The organism is Streptomyces sp. NPDC107498, from assembly GCF_055582805.1.
On sequence record NZ_JBVJPE010000019.1, the window covers coordinates 104,762 to 126,595 of the forward strand.

The window sequence follows — 21,834 nt, forward strand, 5'->3', positions numbered from 1 at the left end:
GCGCACATAGTAGGCCCGCACCAGAAAAACTAGCAGTGGTAATTAAACGGCCGAGTGGGGTGGCACCGCATGAATCTGGAACTGAGCGAGGAGCAGGAGGCCGTACGGCGGCTGGCCGAGGACTTCGTCGCGCGCGAGGTCACCCCGCACGCCGTCGCGTGGGACCGCGCCGAGGAGGTCGACCGGGGCATCGTGAAGAAGCTCGGCGCCGTCGGCTTCCTCGGGCTCACGATCCCGGAGGAGTACGGCGGTTCGGGCGGCGACCACCTCGCGTACTGCCTCGTCACCGAGGAACTGGGGCGCGGCGACTCCTCCGTGCGCGGCATCGTCTCCGTCTCCCTCGGCCTGGTCGCCAAGACGATCGCCTCCTGGGGCACCGAGGAGCAGAAGCGGGAGTGGCTGCCCCGGCTCGCCACCGGCGAGGCGCTCGGCTGCTTCGGCCTCACCGAACCGGGCACCGGCTCCGACGCCGGGAACCTCACCACCCGGGCCGTCCGGGACGGCGACGCGTACGTCGTCAACGGCGGCAAGATGTTCATCACCAACGGCACCTGGGCCGACCTCGTGCTGCTCTTCGCCCGCACGAACGACACCCCCGGCCACAAGGGCGTCTCCGCCTTCCTCGTCCCCGCCGACACCCCCGGCCTCACCCGCCGCCCCGTCCACGGCAAGCTCGGCCTGCGCGGCCAGGCCACCGCCGAGCTGGTCTTGGAGGACGTCCGCGTCCCGGCGGACGCCCTGCTCGGCCCCGAGGGCAAGGGCTTCGCCGTCGCCATGTCCGCTCTCGCCAAGGGGCGCATGTCGGTCGCCGCCGGCTGCGTCGGCATCGCACAGGCGGCGCTCGACGCGGCCGTGCGGTACGCCGGGGAGCGCGAGCAGTTCGGCAGGCCCATCGCCTCGTACCAGCTGGTCCAGGAGCTCCTCAGCGACATCGCCGTCGACGTGGACGCCGCCCGGCTGCTCACCTGGCGGGTCGCCGACCTGATCGACCGGGGCCGGGACTTCGCCACCGCCGCCTCCCAGGCCAAGCTGTACGCCTCCGAGGCCGCCGTCCGCGCCGCGAACAACGCCCTCCAGGTCTTCGGCGGCTACGGCTACATCGACGAGTACCCGGTCGGGAAGCTGGTGCGCGACGCCCGGGTCATGACCCTCTACGAGGGCACCAGCCAGATCCAGAAGCTCATCATCGGCCGGGCGCTGACGGGGGTCTCGGCCTTCTGAGTACGCCGCTGAGTACGCGGACGGATGCGGCGCCGACCGCGCCCGTCCGATGCTGGGCGGCATGAGCGACACACAGGTCAAGCAGCAGAACACCGCCGCCTACTACGTGCAGGCCGTCATCTCCTTCGGGGTCGCGGTGGCCGCCGTGGCCATCGGCGTCTACCGGCTCGACGCCAGCGCCTGGGTCCGGGCCTTCCTCGCCGTCTCGGTCCTCTACCTCACGACCTCGGCCTTCACCCTCGCCAAGGTCGTCCGCGACCGCCAGGAGGCCGGCCAGATCGTCAGCCGGGTCGACCAGGCCCGCCTGGAGAAGCTCCTCGCCGAGCACGACCCCTTCCAGAAGCTCTGAGGGCGGCCCGGCCCTCGGACCCTAAGCGCTTGCTCACCCTCGTTGTATGGTGTTCGTCCTGACGGGGTCCGAGAAGGAGTGTGGGATGAGCGCGGCGGAGGAGACGCCCGGGGGCGAGGACACGCCCTGGGGCGAGGTCACGCCCGAGGCGGCCAGGCGGCTGCTCGTGGCCGCCGTCGAGGCGTTCGCCGAGCGCGGCTACCACGCCACCACCACCCGGGACATCGCGGGCCGCGCGGGGATGAGCCCCGCCGCGCTCTACATCCACTACAAGACCAAGGAAGAGCTGCTCCACCGGATCAGCCGCATCGGCCACGACAAGGCCCTGGAGATCCTCCGGGCCGCGGCCGACGGCGACGGCACCGCCGCCGAGCGGCTCGCCGACGCCGTCCGCTCCTTCGTCCGCTGGCACGCCGAGCGCCACACGACCGCGCGCGTCGTCCAGTACGAGCTCGACGCGCTCGGCCCCGAGCACCGCGCCGAGATCATCGAGCTGCGCCGCGAGTCCGACGCGACCGTGCGCCGGATCCTCGAAGAGGGCGCGGCGGCGGGCGAGTTCGACGTGCTCGACGTGTCCGGCACCGCGGTCGCCGTGCTCTCCCTCTGCATCGACGTCTCCCGCTGGTTCAACACGCAGGGCCGCCGGACGGCCGACGAGATCGGCGTGCTCTACGCCGACCTCGTCCTCAGGATGGTCGGCGCTCAGAAGTAGTAGCGGGAGACCGACTCGGCCACGCAGACCGGCTTCTCGGAGCCCTCGCGCTCCACCGTCACCGCCGCCGTCACCTGCACGCCGCCGCCCGCCTCCTCGACCTTGGTCAGGACCGCGGTGGCGCGCAGCCGCGAGCCGACCGGGACCGGGGCGGGGAAACGCACCTTCTCGGTCCCGTAGTTGAGGCCCATCTTCATGCCCTCCACCCGCAGCACCTGCGGGACGAACAGCGGCAGGAGGGACAGCGTCAGATAGCCGTGCGCGATCGTCGTGCCGAAGGGACCGGTCGCGGCGCGCTCCGGGTCGACGTGGATCCACTGGTGGTCCCCGGTCGCCTCCGCGAAGAGGTCGATCCGCTTCTGGTCGATCTCCACCCAGTCGCTGTGCCCCAGCTGCTCGCCCACTCCCGCGCGCAGCTCCTCGGCGGAGGTGAAGATCCTCGGCTCGGCCATGTGTCCTCGTCCCTTCTGGTACTGCATACCCATTGGTCGGTATCCAAGCGCTTGCTCAGCATGTGGGGTGCGTGAGCCGCTGTCAACGGCCGCCGCCGGGGGCGGACGCCGGGGCACCAGTAGGGTTCCCCGGGTGCCGCAGATTCCAGAGAAGATCCACGAACTCACCGTCGGCCAGCTCTCCGCCCGCAGCGGGGCCGCCGTCTCCGCCCTGCACTTCTACGAGGCGAAAGGGCTCATCAGCAGCCGCCGCACCAGCGGGAACCAGCGCCGCTACGGCCGCGACACGCTCCGCAGGGTCGCCTTCGTCCGGGCCGCGCAGCGGGTCGGGATCCCCCTGGCGACGATCCGGGAGGCACTGGCCCGACTCCCCGAGGAGCGCACGCCCACGAACGAGGACTGGGCCCGGCTCTCCGAGGCGTGGCGCACCGAACTCGACGAGCGCATCAAGCAGCTCGGCCGGCTCCGCGACCACCTGACGGACTGCATCGGCTGCGGCTGCCTCTCCCTGGAGACCTGCGTCCTGTCCAACCCGGACGACCGCTTCGGCGAGCGGATGGCCGGGTCCCGGCTCCTCCCGGTACGACGCGGCCCGGGGGACTCGACCTGACCCGAGCGGTCGGCGCCCTCGCCGTGTGGGCCGCGCCCGCCTGGGCGGCGCCCTCCCCGCCTACCCGCCGTGTGGGCAATCGTCCCGCTGGGCGAGGGGGTCCCCCTGCTCGAGCGGAGCCGAGAGCTTGGGGGAGGGTGGGCACACGGAACGGCGCGCTCCAGCGGCGCCTCCGCGTTCCGCGCCCGAACCCGCACCGCCGGTGCGCTGTGCACGGGGTGCGGGTCAGGGCACGGGAGCCTCGGCGCCGGCAAGGGCGTCGTTCCGTTGTGCCCACCCGTTCCGCCCCAGCGGAACAGTTGCCCACAACGGGGGTGGGTGGCGGGGACGGGTGGAAATCGCCCCGGCGGAACGACTGCCCGCAACGGGGGTGGACGGGGGTGCCGCCCCGGTGGAGCGGTCGGCCCCGACGGAGGGGCTCATGCCGCCGAAGCCAGCCGCCGGCGATGGGCGCCGCGCGCCCGCGCCAGCGCCCCCGAGGTCAGGGCCGCGCGCGGGACGCCCACCCCGCAGTCCCCGCACACCGGGCCGGGCCCCGGCCCCGCCCACTCGATCCGCGGCCCCGCGCACACCGGGCACGCCTCGCCCGGCCCCCGCTCCAGGGCGCCGATCAGCCGCCGCAGCACCTCCGGCAGCGGGTCCGAGGGGTGCACCGCCGGGTCACCGCAGCGGACCACGCCGTTCCCGCCCCAGACCCGCCGGTGCCAGTCGTCGAGCGCGCCGAGCCCGCGCAGCCCCTCGTGCTTCTCGCGCCGCCGCCGGGCGGCGAACCGCTCCTCGTACGCGAGCCACACGGCCCGCGCCTCCTCCAGTTCGTCGAGCGCGGCCACGAGCCGCCCCGGGTCGAGCTCCCGGTCCTCGGGACCGAACCTGTGCCTGCGGCACAGGTGGTCCCAGGTCGCGCGGTGCCCGTAGGGCGCGAACCTCTCCAGGCACTTGCGCAGCGAGTACCTGCGCAGCGCCGTGTCGCACCCCGGATCGCGCACCTGTCTCGCGAGACTCCGGAAACCGGCCATCCCTCGCCACCTCCGTCGCTGGTCCTTCGGCGATATCAGAGGGACGAACGGGAGCCCCGCCGTGTTCCATCGAAATCCCGATGGGAGCCATCAGCGGGGCGGAAGGGACGGTTCACCGGCCCGTCCGGGACGCCGAGACCACCACCCGGGCCAGTTCGGGCCGGCGGATGTCGTCGTGCGAGCGGACCGCCTCGGCCGCGTCCACGCTCACGCACCCCGCGTCCGGCACCCCCTCGCGCAGGACCTCCGCGAGGGTCCGCCGCGCCGTCCCCGGCACCGCCTGCACGCCGTCGTGCCCGATCGCGCCCCAGCGCGGGTCGTCCGTGCCGAGCAGGTCCGCCCGGGGGCCGGCCAGCGCGTCGGAGTCGTTCGCGAGCCGGGACGCCAGCGGGTACATCACCCCGAGCGCCGTGTCGTGCCGCGAGTAGCAGGCGACCACCGGCCCCCGGACCCGGTGCTGGAGGTCCCGCAGCGAGCCGGACCGCCTCGGGTCGTGCGGCAGCCGCGCCGCGAACGCGTAGTGCGAGAAGGCCCCCTGGAGGAGCGTCACGGAGGCGACCGGCCGGGCCCCGGCGGGCAGCCCCCGCAGCGCGTGCGCGACGAGCCGGGCGCCCATGCTGTGGCCCACGAGGTGGACCCGGAGTCCGGGGGCGGTCCGCGCGACCTCGCCGAGCAGCGGCCCGAGCCCGTGCTCGCCGACCCGCCCGGCCCGTTTCTTCATCACGTAGTACGTGGCCTGCCGCAGCGCCTCCCTGGCCCCCTTCCAGTACCGCTTCGGCCCCTCGCCGAAGAAGCCCTCCGGCGGGACCGGTCCGGTGCCCTCGAGCGCCCCGGTGAACAGGGCGCACACCGCGACCGGGTCCGCGACCAGGAACTCCGGCACCGGCTCCGGGACGAAGGCCCGCACGTCCACGTCCGTCAGTTCCCGCAGCAGCGCACCGAACTCGGCGAACGCCGCCTCCTCGGGCGGCGCGGCGGCGAGGAGCTCCGTGAGCCGCCCGATGACCGGCTCCTTCTCGGGGAGGACCGTCACCAGCGCCCGGTAGTCGGGCACCGGCTCGTCCGAGAACATCATCGAGGGCCAGATCACCCCCGCGTACCCCGCCTCCACCCCGGGCGCGAGCAGTCCGGGGAAGGGGGCGAAGAAGTCGGAGCACAGGCGGGTGGCGCCGGACGGCGAGCTGTTCCACCCGTGGGCGAAGAGCACCAGGTCGCCGACCCCCTGGCGCGCCAGCGCGGCCAGCTCCGAGGCCTGGCCCGGTGGACCGTCGCCGTCCTTGTCGAAGATGATCTCCCGGTACGGCTCCACACTCATCCCGGTCACGGCCAGACCGTCCCTCCACGTCGAGGGGGCCGCAGCGCCGAGTGCGCCCCGTGCGCGGGCGGCGGCTCCTCGGCCAGCATGCCCGCGCGCGGCCCCGCTCAGACGTGCGACGGCGCGTCAGCGCAGCCGGGCCGCCGAGATCCTGGGGAAGTGGATCAGCAGGTCGTACGTGGCGGAGAGCGGCATCGACGCCGTCTCGCCCGGCCAGGGGTACGCCGTCCCGACCTGCCGGACCGGCCGGGGCGCGGCCAGCCAGTCGCGTGCGGCCGGAGTCGTGCGCCTCATGTCCAGGTAGAACGGGCCGGACGCGACCCGGTCCAGGGTGTGGGTGCTGCTGTCGGGGCCGAGCGGGGCGACGGTGAAGGCCCGGATCGGCTCGCCGGGGACCTCGGTGTCGTGCGCGTTGAAGGAGCCCCGCCCGAAGGAGGTGCCCACGCTCACGTAGTCCCGGCCGAGGGCGTCCCGCAGGAAGGCGCCCTGGGTGCGGGGGTAGTGGTCCGGCTTCGGCGACGCGTAGCCGACGTGCCCGTTGTGCGCGGAGAGCACCATCCGGTCGCCGGTCCGCCGCTGCCACCACACGGTGTTCTCGGCCATGACCCGGTCGCGGTAGAGCATCGCGGCGGCGATCCCTTCCGGAGTCGTCAGGTCGTGGGCGTACTCGGTGCCGACCTGGGCGATCGCGCGTGCGTGCTGCACCGCCCAGAGGTGCGCCTCCCGGGCCCCGGGGCCCTTGCCGGGACCCTGCCGCTCCAGGAGGGCGAGGGCGCGGTCCGCGTCGCCTGCCATCCGCTGCCGCTCGGCGCGCGGCCGCTCCATGTAGCCCTTCATCCAGGCCTCCACGGGGCCCGTGGGCCGGGACTCCCGGTACAGCTCCCGGAAGCGGGGGAGGAGTTCGGGGTGGACGCGGGCGACGTACGAGGTGACGGCGTCGAAGAGGTTCGGGCCGGCGTAGCCGAGGTCGTTGCCCATGAAGCGGACCTGGCGGCCGGGGTGGAGCCGGTTGTGCTCGCGCATCCAGAGGAGGAGGTCGAGGTACTCCTCGGTGTTCCAGAGGCGGTACGACTCCTGGAACTCGTCCCGCATGATCGCCCGGATGTCGCCCCGGCCGGTGCGGACCCACTCGTCGACGAGGAGGCCGGTGGACCAGCTGGCCTCCAGGGCGAAGGTGGTGAACCCCTTCGACTCCACGAGGTGTTCGAAGACGCGGTGCTTGGTGGTGAAGAACTCCGCCGAGCTGTGGGTGGCCTCGCCCAGACCGACGACCTCGGCCGAGCCGACCATCCGGTCGAGCGGGCGCAGATCGGTCAGGGGCCGGGCAGAGCGGGCGAGTTCCCGCGCGGGGTCGGGGGCGGCGGGAGCGGCGTCGGCGGCGGGGGCGAGGGCGCCCAGGCAGGCGGCGAGGAGGAGTCCGACGAGGGGCAGACGTCGTCGTAAGGAGAGGCGCATGGGGCAAGCGTGGTCGACGGGACGCCCGGGGGGACATCCCGCCCGCACCCGTTCGGTACGGGGGCCTGCCCCCTTCTCAGCGGTACAGCAGGTACCCCTCGCGCACCGCCCGGAAGGCCTTCAGGTCCGCTTCCCAGGCGCCGACGACCTCGTCCGTGTCCGCGCCGGCGTCGATCAGGGTCCGCACCCGGGTCGAGCCCGTCAGCCTGTCGATCCAGTGGTCCGCCCGCCAGGCGAAGCCGGACCACGAGCTCCGGGCCGTGACCAGGAGCCCGATGCCCGTCCGTACCGGGTCGAAGGACTCCCGGTCGTGGACGTGGAGTTGCACCCCGCCCACGGTCCTCCCCTGGAACTTGGAGAAGGTCGGGGCGAAGTACGCCTCGCGGAAGCGGACCCCGGGCAGGTCGAGGGCGTTCGCCGCCTCCGCCCACCGCCGGTCGATCCCCTCGGCGCCGAGGAGTTCGAAGGGCCGGGTGGTGCCCCGCCCCTCGGAGAGGTTCGTGCCCTCGAAGAGGCACGTGCCGGAGTAGACGAGCGCGGTCTCCGGCGTCGGCATGTTCGGGCTGGGCGGCACCCACGGCAGTCCGGTCGCGTCGAAGAACTCCGTCCGCCGCCATCCCGTCATCCGTACGGTCTCCAGGGCGACGGGCGTCGCCAGGAACTCCCCGTTGAAGAGCCCGGCCAGCTCCGCCACCGTCATGCCGTGCGCCTGCGCGATCGGCTCCCGTCCGACGAAGGTGGCGAACGCCCGGTCCAGGACGGGGCCGAGCGCCGCCCGCCCGGTCACCGGGTTCGGCCGGTCCAGGACCACGAACCGCTTCCCGGCGAGGGCGGCGGCCGCCATGCAGTCGTACAGCGTCCAGACGTACGTGTAGAAGCGGGCGCCGACGTCCTGGATGTCGAAGACGACGGTGTCCACCCCGGAGGCGGTGAAGACGTCCGCCAGCGTCTGCCCGCTCTTCAGGTACGTGTCGTGGACGGGCAGGCCGGTCGCCGGGTCGTCGTACCGCCCCTCGGAGCCGCCCGCCTGGGCGGTGCCCCGGAAGCCGTGCTCGGGGCCGAAGACGGCGACCAGGTCCACCCGCTCGTCGGCGTGCATCACGTCCACGACGTGGCGCGCGTCCGGAGTGACGCCGGTGGGGTTGGTGACGACGCCGACCCGTTCGCCCGCCAGGAGCGCGTACCCGTCGGCCGCGAGCCGCTCGAAGCCGGTCCGCACGCGGCCGTGGCCCCCGGGGGCGGCGGAAGCGGGGGCGGCGGTGGCCGCGGCCGCCCCGAGGGCGCCTCCCGCGGCCAGCAGACTCCGTCGCGACAGGCTCATGGGGGACCTCCTCGCCGGTGACACGGGCACGCAGGCTAGCGCTCCTGACCGCCCCGGGGAACGAGGCGTGCGGAACGGGTCTTCCGCCGTTCCATACCGACCGGTTAGTCTGTGCCGGTCTTCGCGGCGCGCCGTCACAGCGCGTCGCCGCAGCCGAGAGGTGGGTCCATGACCGCGGACACGAACGAGCTCCACGGCGCCGGTGTCGTCGTCACCGGTGCGGGCGGCGGCATCGGCGCCGCCCTCGCCCGCCGCTTCGCCGCCGCGGGCGCCCGCGTCGTCGTCAACGACCTCGACCCCGGGCGGACCGAGGCCGTCGCCCAGGAGATCGGCGCCGTCGCCGTCCCCGGCGACGCCTCCGCCGTCGTCGACGAGGCCCGCGAGGCCCTCGGCGGCACCGGCGCCATCGACGTGTGGTGCGCCAACGCCGGACTCTCCTCGCCCGGCGACGCCTTCGCCGAGGAGGACGTCTGGGCCGCCGCCTGGGACGTCAACGTCATGGCCCACGTCCGCGCGGCCCGGGCCCTGCTCCCGGAGTGGCTGGAGCGCGGCAGCGGCCGCTTCGTCTCCACCGTCTCCGCCGCCGGACTGCTCACCATGATCGGCGCGGCGCCGTACAGCGTCTCCAAGCACGGCGCGTACGCCTTCGCCGAATGGCTCTCCCTCACCTACCGCCACCGCGGCCTGAAGGTCCACGCCATCTGCCCGCAGGGCGTCCGTACGGACATGCTCACCGCCGCCGGATCCGCCGGCGAACTCGTCCTCGCCCCCACCGCCATCGAGCCCGAGGACGTCGCCGACGCCCTCCTCGACGCCGTCGCGGCCGACCGCTTCCTCGTCCTGCCCCACCCCGAGGTCGCCGGCTACTACCGCAACCGCGCCACCGACCCCGAGCGGTGGCTCGGCACGATGAACCACGTCCAGCGGACCTGGGAGACGGGCGCCCGTCGGCCGTAGTCCCGGCGGATGGGAAGATCTAGCGGCGGGAACACGTTCCCGTGACCGGAAACGATCAGCGAGGAAGGCGGCGGAGCATGGCCAGGACGACGGAAGGGAGCGGCGCCCCCGTCCCCCAGAGGCTCCTCGCCGCCGCCACCCGGCTCTTCGCCGAGCGGGGCTACGACCGCACCTCCGTCCAGGAGATCGTCGAGGCCGCGGGGGTCACCAAGGGTGCGCTCTACCACTACTTCGGCTCCAAGGAGGACCTCCTCCAGGAGGTCTACTCCCGGGTCCTGCGCCTCCAGCAGGAGCGGCTCGACGCCTACGCGGACGCCGACGCGCCCGTCGAGGACCGGCTGCGCGACGCCGCCGCCGACGTCGTGGTCACCACGATCGAGAACCTCGACGACGCCGCCATCTTCTTCCGCTCGATGCACCACCTGAGCCCCGAGAAGAACAAGCAGGTGCGGTCCGAGCGCCGCCGCTACCACGAGCGCTTCCGCGCCCTGATCGAGGAGGGCCAGCGGACGGGCGTCTTCTCCTCCGCCACGCCCGCCGACCTCGTCGTCGACTACCACTTCGGCTCGGTGCACCACCTGTCGACCTGGTACCGCCCGGACGGCCCCCTCGCCCCCGAGGAGGTCGCCGCCCACCTCGCCGACCTCCTCCTGCGGGCCCTCCGTCCGTAAGGCCGCCCTACAGGTACTTCTTCAGCTCCCGGCGCGCCAGCGACCGCTGGTGCACCTCGTCCGGTCCGTCCGCCAGCTTCAGCGTCCGGGCCGCCGCCCACAGTTCGGCCAGCGGGAAGTCCTGCGAGACGCCGCCCGCCCCGTGCGCCTGCACGGCCCTGTCGATGATGTCGACGACCGCGCGCGGGGTCGCGATCTTGATGGCCTGGATCTCGGTGTGCGCGCCCCGGTTGCCGACGGTGTCCATGAGCCAGGCCGTCTTGAGGACGAGGAGCCGCAGCTGCTCGATGGTGACCCGGGCGTCGGCGATCCAGTTCTGCACGACGCCCTGCTGGGCGAGCGCCTTGCCGAAGGCGGTGCGGGAGACGGCGCGCCGGCACATCAGCTCGACCGCCCGCTCCGCCATGCCGATGAGCCGCATGCAGTGGTGGATGCGGCCGGGGCCGAGCCGGGCCTGGGCGATGGCGAAGCCGCCGCCCACCTCGCCGACGATGTTCGACGCCGGGACCCGCACCCCGTCGAAGACCACCTCGGCGTGGCCGCCGTGGGAGTGGTCCTCGTACCCGTACACCCGCATCGCGCGCCGGACCTCGACGCCCGGGGTGTCGCGCGGCACGAGGACCATCGACTGCTGGCGGCGGAGGTCCGGGCCGTCGGGGTCGGTCTTGCCCATCACGATGAAGATCCCGCAGTCGGGGTTCATCGCCCCGGAGATGTACCACTTGCGCCCGTCGACGACGTACGAGTCGCCGTCCCGCCGGATCCGGGTCTCGATGTTGGTCGCGTCGGAGGAGGCGACCTCGGGCTCGGTCATCGCGAAGGCCGAGCGGATCTCGCCGGCCAGGAGGGGCTCCAGCCACTGCTTCTTCTGCGCCTCGTCGCCGAACTGGGCGAGCAGCTCCATGTTCCCGGTGTCCGGGGCGGCGCAGTTGAGGGCGGTCGGAGCGAGGTGCGGGCTGCGGCCGGTGATCTCGGCGAGCGGCGCGTACTGGAGGTTGGTGAGCCCGGCACCGTACTCCTCGTCCGGGAGGAAGAGGTTCCAGAGCCCCTGCCGCCTGGCCTCCGCCTTGAGCTCCTCCACGACCGGCGGGGTGTCCCAGGGGGAGGCGAGCCGGGCGCGCTGCTCCTCGGCGACGGCCTCGGCCGGGTAGACGTGCTCGTCCATGAAGGCGAGGAGTTTCGCCCGCAGTTCCTCGGTGCGGGCGTCGTACGCGAAGTCCATGGCGGATCAGCCTTCCTGAAGGGTGGTGAGGCCGTGCTCGATGAAGACGGGGACGAGTTCGCCGATGCGGTCGAAGCCTGCGCCGACCGTCTGCCCGAGGGTCCACCGGTAGTGGATGCCCTCCAGGATCACGGCGAGCTTGAACCAGGCGAAGGCCGTGTACCAGGCGAGTGCGGAGGTGTCGCGGCCCGAGCGGGCCGCGTAGCGCTCGACCAGCTCGGCCGGACCCGGGTGCCCGGGGGCGGTGGCGGTCGTGGAGATGGGGGAGCCCGGCAGGTCGAGCGGGGTGCTGTACATGACGAGGAGGCCGAGGTCGGTGAGCGGGTCGCCGAGGGTGGACATCTCCCAGTCGAGGACGGCCCGGATCCGGTCGTCCCCGCCGACGAGGACGTTGTCGAGCCGGTAGTCGCCGTGGATCACGGTCGGCGGCGGCGAGGCGGGCAGCGCGCGCCCGAGGGCGGCGTGCAGCTCGTCGATCCCGGGCAGTTCGCGGCCGCGCGAGGCGTCGAGCTGCTTGCCCCAGCGGCGCAGCTGCCGGTCGAGGAAACCGTCGGGGCGGCCGAAGTCGCCGAGTCCCACGGCCTCCGGATCGACGGCGTGCAGGTCGACGAGGGTGTCGACCAGGCCGAGGACGGTGGCGCGGGTGCGCTCGGGGCCGAGCGCGGCGAGCTGGCCCGCCGAGCGGTACGGCGTCCCGTCGACGAAGTCCATGACGTAGAACGGCGCGCCGAGCACGGATTCGTCCTCGCAGAACAGGACCGTCCCGGGGACGGGCACGTCCGTCGCCCCCAGGGCGCTGATGACGCGGTGCTCGCGCCGCATGTCGTGGGCGGTGGCGAGGACGTGGCCGAGCGGGGGGCGGCGCACCACCCAGCGGCCGGTGCCGTCGCTCACGGCGTACGTCAGGTTCGACCGGCCTCCTTCGATCAGCCGGGCCTCCAGGGGGCCGGAGAGCAGCCCGGGCCGCTCGCGGTCGAGGAACCGGCGCAGCTGCTTGGGGTCGAGTCCTGGCGGCGGGGCGGGGCTCATGGGTGCGTACCTCCGGATCGGCTTCGTCGGCGTTCATGATGACCGACCAGTCGGTATGTCGTCCAGGGGTCGGGGGAGGCGCGTCCGCGCCCTGGTGGCCGATCGGGTCACTGAATAGGGTTCACATATGGATACGAAGCTGATCGTCGACGCGGTCCGGCTCACCCCGATCCTCGTCTCCGACCCGCCCCTCCTCAACACCCAGGGCGTCCACCAGCCCTACACGCCCCGGCTCGTGGTCGAAGTGGTCACCGGGGGAGGGGTGAGCGGACTCGGGGAGACCTACGGCGACGGCGTCCACCTGGACACCGCCCGACCGCTGGCCGAGGCGCTGCCGGGCCGATCGGTGACGGATGTGAACGGCCTGTTCGGGCTGGCGGAGGAGACAGGGGGCGTCACCCCGCATCCCGGGCCGGACTCCGGGGTCGACGCGAGCGGTCTGCGCGGAGTGCGCACCGCCGACAAGCTCCGCCTCTCCGTCGTCTCCGCCGTCGAGACCGCCTGCCTCGACGCCCTCGGCAGGACCCTCGGTCTGCCCGTCCACGCCCTCCTCGGCGGCAAGGTCCGCGACGAGGTCGAGTACGGCGCGTACCTCTTCCACAAATGGGCCGGCACGGACGACTGGGGCGCGGCCCTCGACCCCGCCGGCATCATCGCCCAGGCCCGCCGCTTCGACCGGGAGTACGGCTTCCGCTCCTTCAAGCTCAAGGGCGGGGTGTTCGAGCCCGATCGGGAGGTCGCCGCGATCCGGGCGCTCGCCGAGGCCTTCCCCGGCCGGCCGCTCCGCCTCGACCCCAACGGCGCCTGGTCCGTGGAGACCTCGCTCGCCGTCGCCCGCGAACTGGGGGACGTCCTCGAATACCTGGAGGACCCGGCGAGCGGCACCGCCGCCATGGCCGAGATCGCCGCCCGCACGGACGTCCCGCTCGCCACCAACATGTGCGTGACGACCTTCGAGGAGATCCCGGAGGCCTTCGCCGCCGGCGCGGTGCGGATCGTCCTCTGCGACCACCACTACTGGGGCGGACTCCACCGCACCCGCGAACTGGCCGCGCTCTGCCGGACGTACGGCGTCGGGCTCTCCATGCACTCCAACACCCACCTGGGCATCAGCCTCGCCGCCATGACCCAGGTCGCCGCCACGCTGCCCGGCCTCCGGCACGCCTGCGACACCCACTACCCGTGGCAGACGGAGGACGTCGTCACCACCCGCCCCGTCTTCCGGGCGGGCCGGCTCACCGTCTCCGACGCGCCGGGCCTCGGCGTCGACCTGGACCGCGAGGCGCTCGCGGCCCTGCACCGGCGCTGGCTCGCCGACGACGGCACGTTCAGGAACCGGGACGACGGGGCGGCGATGCGGACGGCACACCCGACCTGGACCCCGACCAGGTGGTAGCCCCCCGCCCACGACGCGGGCCCCCCGCCGGACCGGCGCCCCACCGTGTGGTCCGCGCCCGGCTGGGCGGTGCCCTCTCCGCCGCCCGTTGTGGGCAACTGTTCCGCTGGGGCGGAACGGGTGGGCACAACGGACGGCGCCCCTGCCGGCGCCCGAGGCTCCCGCGCCTGGACCCGCACCGGCAGGTACGGCGCACGCGGGTGCGGGGCCAGGCGCGGAACGCGGAGGCGCCGCTGCAGGGCGCCGTCCCGTGTGCCCACCCTCCCCCAAGCTCTCGGCTCCGCTCGAGCAGAGGGGACCCCCTTCGCCCCAGCGGGACGATTGCCCACACGGGCAGGGGGCGGAAGCGCACCGCCCCGGCAGGCGCGGCCCGCAACGGGGGCGGAGGTCACGCGTGGCAGGCCACCGGCCTCCCCCCGTTCATCGCCGCCATGTCCCCGAAGACCGCCACCGGATCGAGCGGCGACCCCTCCGGCAGCCCCTCCAGCTCCGCGTACGCCCGGTGCAGGTTCGCCACGAGCCGCTCGCTCTCCCGCCAGGCCGCGAACTCCCCGAGGGACGCCCGCCGCGCCGTCTCCAGGGGCGTCGCCCCCTTCGCGTACCCCTCGACGGCGAGCTCCCGCACCCACAGCAGGTACCGCTCCGTGGCGTCGTACGCCGTGGGGTCGGTCACCCGTCCGTGCCCCGGCACCACCGTCGACGCGTCGAGGGAGCGCAGCAGGTCGAGCGCGCGCAGCGAACCGGCGAGCGAACCCATCGGCAGGAACGGCGTCCCGCCGTGGAAGATCAGGTCGCCCGTGAAGACGACGTCCTGCTCGGGGAGGTGGACGATCGAGTCGCCGGTGGTGTGCGCGGGACCGGGGTGGAGCAGCCGCACCTCGATCCCGCCGACGTACAGCGTGAGCCGGTCGCTGTACGTCACGGAGGGCGGCAGGATGTCGACCCGGCCGAAGTCGGTCTGCGGCCACAGCAGATGGAGCTGGTGCCCGGCCGCGAGCTGCTCGGACCGGCAGTTCTCGTGCCCCACGATCCGCGCCTCGGGGCGGAACACCCCGTTGCCGTAGGTGTGGTCGCCGTGGTGGTGGGTGGAGACGATGGTGCGGGGCAGCGGCAGCCCCTCGGCGAGCACCGCCTCGCGCAGCAGCTTCGCGCGCCGTTCGGTGGCGGCGGTGTCGACGAGCAGCGACTCGTCCGCGTCGCCGATGAACCCGGCGTTGTTCAGGCACCAGCCGCCGTCGGGCTGGACGAAGGCGTGCACGTGCGGAGCGAGCGCGACCACATAGGGATCGGTGGCAGACAAAGGGATTCCCCCGGATGAGAGCCCGACTGGACAGGGGGAAGACTGCCAGTCGGCCCCGGCCCGGGGGAAGCCGGAGCGGACCCCTCCTCGCCCTACCCCTCGTCCCACCCCTGCGCCGCCGCGAAGGCGTCCCCGTACTCCGCCGACCAACGGCCGAGCGCCTCGATCGGCCCGAGCAGCGAACGCCCCAGCGCGGTCAGCGCGTACTCGACCCGGGGCGGCGTCTCCGCGTACGCCCGCCGTTCCACCAGCGCGTACCCCTCCAGGCGCCGTAGCGTCTCCGTCAGCACCTTCGCGCTGATCCCGCCGATCTGCGCCCGCAGCTCACCGGGTCGGCGCGGCCCGTCCGCGAGCGCGTACAGGACGACCCCGTTCCAGGTGTGGGCGAGCAGGTCGAAGCCGAGCCGCGCCCGGCAGTCCGCGAGGACCCGGTCGGGAACCATTCGGTAAGTCGCCCCCCGCCTACGGTCGTTCATGTCAGCACGCACAACGGTACGTGAGGGAGGACGCCCCATGAGAGTGGGAGTACTGGGTACGGGAGCGATGGCACGGGCGCTCGGCGGAGGATGGGCCAGGGCCGGTCACGAGGTGCTCGTCGGCGGCCGGGACGCGGAACGGACCGCCGCACTCGCCGCGAGCACGGGGGCCAGGGCGGGCACCCTCGCCGAGGCCGCCCGGTTCGGCGGGGCGACCCTCCTGGCCCTGCCGTACGACGCGGTCCTGCCGGCCCTCGGGACGGCGGGTCCCGTCGACTCGTTCGGCGGCCGGATCCTGATCGACTGCACCAACGCGGTCGGTCCGGGCCCGGTCCTCACCACCGGCGAGGGCCCCGGCGCCGCCCGCACCCTCGCCGCCGCGACGGGCGCCCGGGTGGTGAAGGCCTTCAACCACGTGACGCCGGCGGTGTGGAGCCGTACCCCGCCCGTCTTCGCGGACGGACCGGTCGCCGTCCCCCTGTGCGGGGACGACGAGGAGGCCCTCGCGCTCGTCTCCGTCCTCGCCGCCGATCTGGGCTGCGCCCCGTTCGTCGCCGGGCCGCTGGCCCACGCCGACCTCCTGGAGGCGACCACCGCCTTCCTCATCGGCCTCTGGACCTCGGGCCGCGACCCGCGCGCCATGCTCCCGCCGCCGGCGGCGCTCGGCGGCTGACGCCCCGGCTTGCGGGCCGGCCCCGCCGCGCCCAGGGTCGTGGGTATGAAGGCGATCAGTTACAGCCGGTACGGCGGTCCCGAAGTGCTGGAGTACGGCGAGCTGCCCGACCCGAAGGTCGGCCCCGACGAGGTCCTGGTCGAGGTGCGGGCGGCCGCCGTCAATCCCGTCGACTGGAAGGCGCAGGCGGGGTACCTCGACGGGATGCTCGACGCCGTCTTCCCGGTCGTCCCGGGCTGGGACGTCTCCGGCGTCGTGGTCCGGCTCGGCGTCTCCGTCCCCGAGTACGCCGTCGGGGACGAGGTCATGGGGTACGTGCGCGAGGACGTCCTCGCGCACGGCACCTTCGCCGAGTACGTCGCCGCCCCCGTCCGCACCCTCGCCCGCAAGCCCCGCACCCTCGGCTTCGAGGAGGCCGCGGCGCTCCCGCTGGTCGGCCTCACCGCGTACCAGGTGCTCCAACGGCCCCAGGCCCTCGCGGTGCGCCCCGGCGACACCGTCCTCGTGCACGCGGCGGCCGGCGGGGTCGGCTCGATGGCCGTGCAGATCGCCCGTCACCTCGGCTGCAGGGTGATCGGCGCGGCCAGGGACGCGGGCCTGGGACGGGTCGCGGAGCTCGGCGCCGAGCCCGTCCGCTACGACGAGGAGACCTTCGCCGACCAGGTCCGCGCCCTCGCCCCGCAGGGCGTGGACGCCGTCCTCGACACCATCGGGGGCCCGTTCCTGAAGCTCTCCGCCGGACTCCTCGCCCCGGGGGGCCGCCTGGCCTCGATCGCCGACGGAGAGGTCCTCGCCCTCGGCGGCCGCTACTTCTGGGTCCGCCCCGACGCCGCCGACCTCGCGGTCCTCGCCGACCTGGCCGACGCGGGCGTCCTCACCGTACGGGTGGCGAGGACGTTTCCGCTGGAGCAGGCGGCCGAGGCCCAGCGCGCCAACGCGGCGGGCGGCCTGAACGGCAAGGTCGTGGTGACCGTCCCGTAGGACCGGCTCACCAGATCACCGCCGCCCCGAGGACGGCGAGCGCGATCGTGCACACCGTCGCGAGCAGCGCGCCCCGGTGGGAGAGCGGGAGCGGCCGGGCCGAGTCCAGGGAGCGGATCCTGCGGTGGGCCACGGCCAGGAAGGCGACCCACACCAGGGACGAGAGCGCGAGCCCGGTCAGCTCCCGCGCCGTGGCCTCGTCGCCGGCCACCAGCTTCACGGCGAGCACCGCGACGACCGTGCACGACAGGGTCGTACGGCGCCACGCGAGCCGGGTCCGCTCCGGTTGGAGCCCGGGGTCCCGGGCCTCGGCGGCCTCGGCGGCCGGACTCACCGTCCGGCCCAGCCGAAGACGACGAGCACCACCATCGCGAGGGCGACGACGGCCACGGCGAGGCTGAGCAGCGCCGGGAACCGGGACACCGGAAGGTCCTCGCCCCGGCGCATCGCCCGCTCGCAGCGCACCCAGTGGTTCACCGCCCGCAGGGCGCACAGCACACCGGAGGCGAGCAGCGCGAGCGCGAGCCCGACGCGCACGCCCCAGCGCAGGTCCGGCAGGAACTGGTCGACGGCGAAGCCGCCGCCGACCAGGGCGAGCGCGGTCCGGATCCAGGCCAGGAAGGTCCGCTCGTTGGCGAGAGAGAAGCGGTAGTCGGGCGTCTCGCCCTCGTCCCGGATCCGCTGCGGCGCGAACCACAGCCGCAGGCTCTGCACGAAATCGCTCACCCGTGCACCCTAACGGCCGGGTGAGCGGCCCGCCGGTGCCCGTCGGTACCGCCGGCGCGGGTCGGCGCCGGTCAGGGCGTCCCGCCCTCCGTCCGCAGCAGCTCGTACGCGGCGAGGCCGTCCGGCACCCACTCCCAGGCCTCCGCCGCCCCGGGCAGCCGTGCGGCCAGCTCCTCGTCGGTGAGGAAGCCGTGCCAGGCGACCTCCTCCGCCTGCGGGTCGACCGGCAGCTCGCAGCGGACCTCGTAGACGGCCGACCACCACTTCCCGGCCACGCCCCCGGAGTCGTACAGGAACCGCGTCACCGGCTCGGGGCGGGGCAGCCCGGACACGCCGAGCTCCTCCTCGGCCTCCCGCAGCGCGGCCTCGTCGTAGGACTCGCCCGCGCCGACGACCCCGCCCACGAACATGTCGTACATCGACGGGAAGACCAGCTTCGTCGGCGTCCTGCGGTGGACGAAGACCCTGCCCTCGGCGTCCCGGACCCGGACGAAGACGCAGCGGTGGACCAGGCCCCGCGCGTACACCTCGCCGCGCGGGGCCCGCCCGATCACCCGGTCCTGCTCGTCGACGACGTCGAGGATCTCTTCGGAGGCGCTCATGCCGTCATCCAAGCACCCCCGGGCGGCTCACTGCCCCATGACGTACTCGACCGTCGGACCGGTCGTCCAGCCGCCGTCCACGGCGAGCTCCGCGCCCGTCACGTACGAAGCGGCGTCCGAGAGGAGGAAGACGACCGCGCCCGCGATCTCGTCGGCCTCGCCGACCCGGCCCATGGGCGTGTTCGGGTACTTGCCCTCGCCGCGCTCGATGCCGACGGAGGCCGTCATCGGGGTGTAGGTCATGCCGGGGTGGACGGAGTTGACGCGGATCCCGGCCGTGCCGAGCTCCACCGCGCCGATCTTCGTCAGTCCGCGCACGCCCCACTTGGAGGCGCCGTACCCGGCGGTCAGGGCCAGGCCCATCAGGCCCGCGGCCGAGGAGACGTTGACGATCGAGCCGCCGCCGGCCTGCTTCATCGCCGGTATCGCGGCCTTCATGCCGATGAAGACACCGGTCAGGTTGATGTCGAGGACCTTGCGGAAGTGCTCGACGGACTCGGCCTCCAGGAACGCGCCGGTCGAGATGCCCGCGTTGTTCACCAGACCGTGCAGCCCGCCGAACTCCGCCACCGCGAAGGCGACGGCCGCCGCCCACTCCTCCTCGGAGGTCACGTCGTGGTGGAGGAACCGGGCCCGCTCGCCGAGCGCCTCGGCGGTGGCCTCGCCGTCCTCGTCGAGCACGTCGGTGAGCACGACGTTCGCGCCGGCGGCCACGGCCTGCCGGGCGGCTTCGGCGCCCAGGCCGCGGGCGCCGCCGGTGATGAGCACGGTCTTGCCGGTGAGGTCGTTCATGCGTGGTCCCTTCGGGGTCTTCGGGTCTTCGGGTCTTCAGGCGCTCCGGGGCTGTGCGGCCCGGAGCAGCGCGGTGGTGGTCCCGACGAGGTCGGCGAGGAAGAGCGGCTCGTCCGTGAGGGGCTCGGTGCCGTCGAGGTACTGCCGGGCGCGGTCCGCCATCGCCGCGCCCACCACGGTCAGCGCCAGGTCGAGGCGCTCCAGGAGCAGCGGCTCGGGCAGCCCGTCGGCGGCGAGCCGGTCCGCCATCCGCTCGATCAGGCGCCAGTAGGCGGTGCCGGCGAGCGTGGGGTGGGGGGTGCGGGTGCGGACCCCGCTCTCGTGGCTGAGCTGCGCGGAGATCCGCAGGCAGCGGCGGCCCCGGTCGGTGCGCAGCTCACCGGCCTCGGCGGTGACGAGCGCGGCGACCAGCTGCGCCAGGTCGTCGCCGGAGCCGTCGGCGCCGACGGCGTCGAGGAGGGGGGCGAGCACCTGTTCCGTACGGGCCTGGCGGCCGGCCATGACCGCGTCGAGCAGCCCGGCGCGCGAGCCGAAGTGGTACTGCACGGCGGAGGGGTTGGCCTGTCCGGCCCGTGCCACCACGTCCCGCAGCTGTGCGCCGTCGACGCCCCGGGCGGCGAAGAGCTCCTCCGCCGCGCGGATCAGTTTCTCCCGGGTCTCGGGTCCCGACGTCCTTGCCATGCCCCCACATTAATGCCCGACATTAGAAAACGGAAAGGCCGGACGGTTGACTCGATACATCCGTGTATCCAAGATGCGGTCCATGTCCTACGACGCTGACGTGATCGTGATCGGGGCGGGCCTCGCCGGCCTCGTCGCCACCGCCGAGCTGGTCGACGCCGGCCGCTCCGTGATCCTCCTCGACCAGGAACCCGAGCAGTCCATCGGCGGCCAGGCCCACTGGTCCTTCGGCGGCCTGTTCCTGGTCGACTCGCCCGAACAGCGCAGGATGCGCGTCAAGGACAGCCACGCCCTGGCCCTGCAGGACTGGTACGGCACGGCGGGCTTCGACCGCACCGAGGACCACTGGCCGAGGAAGTGGGCCGAGGCGTACGTCGACTTCGCCGCCGGCGAGAAGCGCGCCTGGCTCCACGCGCGCGGGGTGCGCTTCTTCCCCGTCGTCGGCTGGGCCGAGCGCGGCGGCTACGACGCGAACGGCCACGGCAACTCCGTGCCCCGCTTCCACATCACCTGGGGCACCGGCCCCGGCCTCGTCGCCCCCTTCGAGCGCAAGGTCCGCGAGGGCGTCGCCCGCGGACTCGTCGACCTCCGCTTCCGCCACCGCGTCACCGGACTCGGCCGCACGGCCGGAGCCGTCGACACCGTCTCCGGCGAGGTCCTGGCCCCCTCCGCCGCCGCCCGCGGCACCGCGTCGAGCCGCGAGGTCACGGAGGCCTTCGAACTCCGCGCCCAGGCCGTGATCGTCACCTCCGGCGGCATCGGCGGCAACCACGACCTCGTCCGCGCGCAGTGGCCGGCCCGGCTCGGCACCCCGCCGGCCAAGCTGCTCTCCGGCGTCCCCGCCCACGTCGACGGGCTCATGCTCGGCATCGTCGAGAAGGCCGGCGCCCACCACATCAACCGCGACCGGATGTGGCACTACACCGAGGGCATCGAGAACTGGAACCCCGTCTGGGCCCGGCACGGCATCCGCATCCTGCCCGGCCCCTCCAGCCTCTGGCTCGACGCCACCGGCAGGCGACTGCCCGTCCCGCTCTTCCCCGGCTTCGACACGCTCGGCACCCTCGAACACATCATGCGGACCGGCCACGACCACACCTGGTTCGTCCTCGACAAGCGCATCATCGGCAAGGAGTTCGCGCTCTCCGGCTCCGAGCAGAACCCCGACCTCACCGGCAGGTCCGTCCGTGACGTCCTCGTCCGCGCCCGCGCCGACGTACCGGCTCCCGTCCAGGCCTTCATGGACCACGGCGTCGACTTCGTCGTCGAGGACGACCTCTCCGCGCTCGTCCGCGGCATGAACGCGCTCACCGGCGAACCGCTGATCGACGAGGCCGCACTGCGCCGAGAGATCACCGCCCGCGACCGCGAGATCGCCAACCCCTTCACCAAGGACCTCCAGGTCACGGCGATCCGGGGCGCCCGCAAGTACCTGGGCGACAGACTGATCCGCACGGCGGCGCCGCACCGCGTCCTCGACCCGAAGGCGGGTCCGCTGATCGCCGTCCGCCTCAACATCCTCACCCGCAAGTCCCTCGGCGGCCTGGAGACCGACCTCGACTCCCGCGTCCTGACGGAGGGCGGCGAGCCCTTGGACGGCGTGTACGCGGCGGGCGAGGCGGCCGGCTTCGGCGGCGGCGGGGTCCACGGCTACCGCTCCCTCGAAGGCACCTTCCTCGGCGGCTGCCTCTTCTCGGGCCGGGCCGCGGGCCGGGCGGCGGCGAAGGCGGTGGGCTGACGGCGGGCGCGCGCCCGGCTCGGCACCGGCGCCCCCGACGGCCCCCGGTGCCCGCCGGTCCCCCTCGACGTCCTCCACGGCACCCGGACCGAGGAGGAGTCCGGCCACGAGGGGCCCCGGAACGTCCGGGGCCCCTCCG

The 21,834-nt window shown here is 74.0% G+C and carries 24 protein-coding genes; 10 read left to right on the top strand and 14 right to left on the bottom strand.

What is annotated here, in order from left to right; genetic code table 11:
• Positions 1-69 precede the first annotated feature (69 nt).
• The 3 genes from ACZ66Z_RS28485 to ACZ66Z_RS28495 all read left to right on the top strand — a co-directional run bounded on the left by ACZ66Z_RS28485 (position 70) and on the right by ACZ66Z_RS28495 (position 2,282).
• Positions 70-1,221, top strand: a complete 1,152-nt coding sequence (locus tag ACZ66Z_RS28485) for an acyl-CoA dehydrogenase family protein (RefSeq protein ID WP_469938222.1) — start codon at positions 70-72, stop codon at positions 1,219-1,221.
• A gap of 61 nt (positions 1,222-1,282) precedes the next feature.
• Positions 1,283-1,570: a YiaA/YiaB family inner membrane protein gene (locus ACZ66Z_RS28490; protein WP_469938223.1), complete on the top strand. Its 288-nt coding sequence runs from the start codon at positions 1,283-1,285 to the stop codon at positions 1,568-1,570.
• A gap of 85 nt (positions 1,571-1,655) precedes the next feature.
• On the top strand, positions 1,656-2,282 hold the full coding sequence (locus tag ACZ66Z_RS28495) for a TetR/AcrR family transcriptional regulator (protein WP_469938224.1): 627 nt from the start codon (positions 1,656-1,658) through the stop codon (positions 2,280-2,282).
• On the opposite strand, the gene ACZ66Z_RS28500 is transcribed toward ACZ66Z_RS28495, so the two are convergent.
• Positions 2,273-2,734, bottom strand: a complete 462-nt coding sequence (locus tag ACZ66Z_RS28500; protein WP_055601811.1) for a MaoC family dehydratase — start codon at positions 2,732-2,734, stop codon at positions 2,273-2,275. The genes ACZ66Z_RS28495 and ACZ66Z_RS28500 overlap by 10 nt on opposite strands.
• Before the next feature lie 133 nt (positions 2,735-2,867).
• On the opposite strand from ACZ66Z_RS28500, the gene soxR reads away from it, so the two are divergent.
• Positions 2,868-3,344, top strand: coding sequence for a redox-sensitive transcriptional activator SoxR (soxR, locus tag ACZ66Z_RS28505; protein WP_469938225.1), 477 nt, complete (start codon positions 2,868-2,870; stop codon positions 3,342-3,344).
• Between the two features lie 419 nt (positions 3,345-3,763).
• Here the strand turns inward: soxR and ACZ66Z_RS28510 are convergent, their stop codons facing one another.
• From ACZ66Z_RS28510 to ACZ66Z_RS28525, 4 genes are all read right to left on the bottom strand, one after another.
• Positions 3,764-4,360, bottom strand: a complete 597-nt coding sequence (locus ACZ66Z_RS28510) for a hypothetical protein (protein WP_469938226.1) — start codon at positions 4,358-4,360, stop codon at positions 3,764-3,766.
• Between the two features lie 112 nt (positions 4,361-4,472).
• On the bottom strand, positions 4,473-5,675 hold the full coding sequence (locus ACZ66Z_RS28515; RefSeq protein ID WP_469938272.1) for an alpha/beta hydrolase: 1,203 nt from the start codon (positions 5,673-5,675) through the stop codon (positions 4,473-4,475).
• A gap of 126 nt (positions 5,676-5,801) precedes the next feature.
• Positions 5,802-7,130 (bottom strand): erythromycin esterase family protein, encoded by a 1,329-nt coding sequence (locus ACZ66Z_RS28520; RefSeq protein WP_469938227.1) that lies wholly within the window; start codon positions 7,128-7,130, stop codon positions 5,802-5,804.
• A 76-nt stretch (positions 7,131-7,206) separates the two neighbouring features.
• The gene (locus ACZ66Z_RS28525) at positions 7,207-8,451 is read right to left on the bottom strand and encodes an exo-beta-N-acetylmuramidase NamZ family protein (protein WP_469938228.1); all 1,245 of its coding nucleotides are present in this window, start codon (positions 8,449-8,451) and stop codon (positions 7,207-7,209) included.
• Between the two features lie 168 nt (positions 8,452-8,619).
• On the opposite strand from ACZ66Z_RS28525, the gene ACZ66Z_RS28530 reads away from it, so the two are divergent.
• Together ACZ66Z_RS28530 and ACZ66Z_RS28535 are read left to right on the top strand one after the other, a co-directional pair.
• The gene (locus ACZ66Z_RS28530) at positions 8,620-9,408 is read left to right on the top strand and encodes an SDR family oxidoreductase (RefSeq protein WP_469938229.1); all 789 of its coding nucleotides are present in this window, start codon (positions 8,620-8,622) and stop codon (positions 9,406-9,408) included.
• A gap of 77 nt (positions 9,409-9,485) precedes the next feature.
• Entirely contained in the window at positions 9,486-10,079 is a 594-nt protein-coding gene (locus ACZ66Z_RS28535) for a TetR/AcrR family transcriptional regulator (protein ID WP_469938230.1), read from the top strand.
• Positions 10,080-10,086: 7 nt separating this feature from the next.
• Here ACZ66Z_RS28535 and ACZ66Z_RS28540 read toward each other — a convergent pair whose 3' ends face one another.
• Both ACZ66Z_RS28540 and ACZ66Z_RS28545 read right to left on the bottom strand, forming a co-directional pair.
• Complete coding sequence (locus ACZ66Z_RS28540; protein ID WP_469938231.1) at positions 10,087-11,301, bottom strand: acyl-CoA dehydrogenase family protein; 1,215 nt, start codon at positions 11,299-11,301, stop codon at positions 10,087-10,089.
• A 6-nt stretch (positions 11,302-11,307) separates the two neighbouring features.
• A complete protein-coding gene (locus ACZ66Z_RS28545; protein WP_469938232.1) occupies positions 11,308-12,330 on the bottom strand; it encodes a phosphotransferase family protein in 1,023 nt (340 codons plus the stop codon).
• Positions 12,331-12,457: 127 nt separating this feature from the next.
• On the opposite strand from ACZ66Z_RS28545, the gene ACZ66Z_RS28550 reads away from it, so the two are divergent.
• Positions 12,458-13,726 (top strand): enolase C-terminal domain-like protein, encoded by a 1,269-nt coding sequence (locus ACZ66Z_RS28550; RefSeq protein ID WP_469938233.1) that lies wholly within the window; start codon positions 12,458-12,460, stop codon positions 13,724-13,726.
• 388 nt (positions 13,727-14,114) lie between these two features.
• Here ACZ66Z_RS28550 and ACZ66Z_RS28555 read toward each other — a convergent pair whose 3' ends face one another.
• A complete protein-coding gene (locus tag ACZ66Z_RS28555; protein WP_469938234.1) occupies positions 14,115-15,026 on the bottom strand; it encodes an MBL fold metallo-hydrolase in 912 nt (303 codons plus the stop codon).
• Positions 15,027-15,118: 92 nt separating this feature from the next.
• Positions 15,119-15,469 (bottom strand): winged helix-turn-helix transcriptional regulator, encoded by a 351-nt coding sequence (locus ACZ66Z_RS28560; protein WP_469938235.1) that lies wholly within the window; start codon positions 15,467-15,469, stop codon positions 15,119-15,121.
• 70 nt (positions 15,470-15,539) lie between these two features.
• Here ACZ66Z_RS28560 and ACZ66Z_RS28565 point away from each other — a divergent pair, with 70 nt between their 5' ends.
• Both ACZ66Z_RS28565 and ACZ66Z_RS28570 read left to right on the top strand, forming a co-directional pair.
• Positions 15,540-16,175, top strand: coding sequence for an NADPH-dependent F420 reductase (locus tag ACZ66Z_RS28565; protein WP_469938236.1), 636 nt, complete (start codon positions 15,540-15,542; stop codon positions 16,173-16,175).
• Positions 16,176-16,220: 45 nt separating this feature from the next.
• Positions 16,221-17,156 carry an NADP-dependent oxidoreductase gene (locus ACZ66Z_RS28570; protein WP_469938237.1) on the top strand — a complete coding sequence of 312 codons (936 nt, stop codon included), beginning with the start codon at positions 16,221-16,223 and terminating at the stop codon, positions 17,154-17,156.
• Between the two features lie 7 nt (positions 17,157-17,163).
• Here ACZ66Z_RS28570 and ACZ66Z_RS28575 read toward each other — a convergent pair whose 3' ends face one another.
• The 5 genes from ACZ66Z_RS28575 to ACZ66Z_RS28595 form a co-directional block, all read right to left on the bottom strand.
• Positions 17,164-17,490: a DUF202 domain-containing protein gene (locus ACZ66Z_RS28575; protein ID WP_469938238.1), complete on the bottom strand. Its 327-nt coding sequence runs from the start codon at positions 17,488-17,490 to the stop codon at positions 17,164-17,166.
• Entirely contained in the window at positions 17,487-17,882 is a 396-nt protein-coding gene (locus tag ACZ66Z_RS28580) for a YidH family protein (protein WP_469938239.1), read from the bottom strand. The genes ACZ66Z_RS28575 and ACZ66Z_RS28580 overlap by 4 nt, the downstream gene beginning before the upstream one ends.
• A 71-nt stretch (positions 17,883-17,953) precedes the next feature.
• Positions 17,954-18,484, bottom strand: a complete 531-nt coding sequence (locus tag ACZ66Z_RS28585) for an NUDIX domain-containing protein (protein WP_469938240.1) — start codon at positions 18,482-18,484, stop codon at positions 17,954-17,956.
• Positions 18,485-18,511: 27 nt separating this feature from the next.
• Positions 18,512-19,276 (bottom strand): glucose 1-dehydrogenase, encoded by a 765-nt coding sequence (locus ACZ66Z_RS28590; protein WP_469938241.1) that lies wholly within the window; start codon positions 19,274-19,276, stop codon positions 18,512-18,514.
• Between the two features lie 36 nt (positions 19,277-19,312).
• Positions 19,313-19,957, bottom strand: a complete 645-nt coding sequence (locus tag ACZ66Z_RS28595) for a TetR/AcrR family transcriptional regulator (protein WP_469938242.1) — start codon at positions 19,955-19,957, stop codon at positions 19,313-19,315.
• A gap of 82 nt (positions 19,958-20,039) precedes the next feature.
• Between ACZ66Z_RS28595 and ACZ66Z_RS28600 the strand changes: the two genes are divergently transcribed.
• The gene (locus ACZ66Z_RS28600; protein ID WP_469938243.1) at positions 20,040-21,695 is read left to right on the top strand and encodes an FAD-binding dehydrogenase; all 1,656 of its coding nucleotides are present in this window, start codon (positions 20,040-20,042) and stop codon (positions 21,693-21,695) included.
• The last annotated feature ends 139 nt before the right edge of the window (positions 21,696-21,834 follow it).